General features: G+C 73.8%; 2 protein-coding genes. Both read right to left on the reverse strand.

The features are described from left to right. Positions 1-38 precede the first annotated feature (38 nt). Positions 39-632 (reverse strand): NADPH-dependent FMN reductase, encoded by a 594-nt coding sequence (locus ACYVE9_RS26400; RefSeq protein WP_461030412.1) that lies wholly within the window; start codon positions 630-632, stop codon positions 39-41. A 184-nt stretch (positions 633-816) separates the two neighbouring features. Next, entirely contained in the window at positions 817-1,428 is a 612-nt protein-coding gene (locus tag ACYVE9_RS26405) for a hypothetical protein (protein ID WP_461030413.1), read from the reverse strand. Between the last annotated feature and the right edge of the window lie 70 nt (positions 1,429-1,498).

Raw genomic sequence — 1,498 nt, forward strand, 5'->3', positions numbered from 1 at the left:
CCCGGCCCGCCCCTCCGGCCCGGTGCCCCGGGGCGGGGTCAGCTGCCGTAGGGGCGCTGGGTGCGGCCCTGCCGCAGCACGGTGCCCCACCAGTCGAGCTGGCCCAGCATGCCCTTGGCCGCGCCCGCGGCCCCCTCCGCGTCCACCGGCTGCCCGTCCGCACCGAAGACGTCCCAGGCGTTGTGGAAGCTGAGCGCGTCCCGCACCGTGACGGCGTGCATCTCGGGAAAGACCTGCCGCAGCTGCTCGGTGGCCCGGATGCCGCCGCCCTGGCCGCCGTAGGAGACCAGGCCGACCGGCTTGGCCTGCCACTCCTCCCGGAACCAGTCGATGGTGTTCTTCAGCGCGGCCGGGAAGCTGTGGTTGTACTCGGGAGTGACCACCACGAACGCGTCGGCGGCGCCGAGACGCCGGGAGAGCTCCTGCTCGTGACGGGCGGTCTCCTGATCGGGCTCGGTTCCCCAGGCCGGCATCACCAGCGGCAGCGGCAGGTCCACGAGGTCGATCAGGTCCACCTCGAACCTGCCGTACTCCTTGGCCTGTTCGGCGAACCAGTGGGCGACGGTCGGTCCGAATCGGCCACCCCGGACACTTCCGATGATCACGGCGAGGCGCAGCGGGCTGTCAGTCATGGCGGGACTCCTTGTCGAAACGGTCAGGGAGGGGCTCCCCGGGCTGGTGTCACCAGACTGCTTGTTGAACCTCGGTTCAAGTCAAACGGTCACGCCGAAGTTCCGTCGTCCGCACCGGGCGTCGCCCCTCGAACGCCCCCGCCGGCCCGTCGGCCGGCGGGTGCCACCCCCACGCGACCGCGGTCTACGACCCGGTCGGGCCCCGGCGGGGCCGGTGTCCGTGAGGCAACTCGACGAGGTGCAGAGGCTGTCCGGTGGAGCGGTCGCACAGCAGGTTCTCCACCGTCCAGGGGGTGCCCTCGGTGGCGTCGAGCAGCAGGCCGGGCAGGAACGCCGACGCGGTGGACCAGGGGTTCTCGTGACGGCCGGGCCGTTCCCGAACCCGGGTGGTCCCGCGGCCGGCCGGCACCTTCTCGCCGGCGGTGACCGCGCTGGTGGCCACCAGACGGGCGTGCGGCCGGGACGCCGAGGAGAACGCACTCAGCACAGCCCGGCAGCGCGGGACCGGACCGAGCAGGTCGGCCTCCGCGCTCAGCAGCAGAAAGGTGTCGAACGTGCCCAGTGGAGGCAGCAGTTCGGGAAGTCGGATGTGCCGGGCGTCGCCCCCGCGGCCGCGGTCGGAGTCCGGCGCACCGGACGGGCAGGCCACACCGACCACCTCGGTGTCGGGCCGGGCCTGCCACAGACCGGGCCGGGCGGTGGCACAGCCGACGTCCAGTATCCGTCCGGAGGCGCGCTCACAGGCCAGGCGGTCGACCGGTGTCCACTCCGCGGCCGACGGTTCGGCGTCCCCCACTGACCGCCCCTCTCTCGGCGTCCGCGCCCCGCACCGCGCCGCCCCCGTGGGGAGGCGTCGGCGAGCCGGG

It is taken from the genome of Streptomyces sparsus (genome assembly GCF_054776295.1).

Bases quoted from the DNA above. Each gene is read 5' to 3' on its own strand.
- ACYVE9_RS26400 (WP_461030412.1), bottom strand. From the start codon at position 632: ATGACTGACAGCCCGCTGCGCCTCGCCGTGATCATCGGAAGTGTCCGG.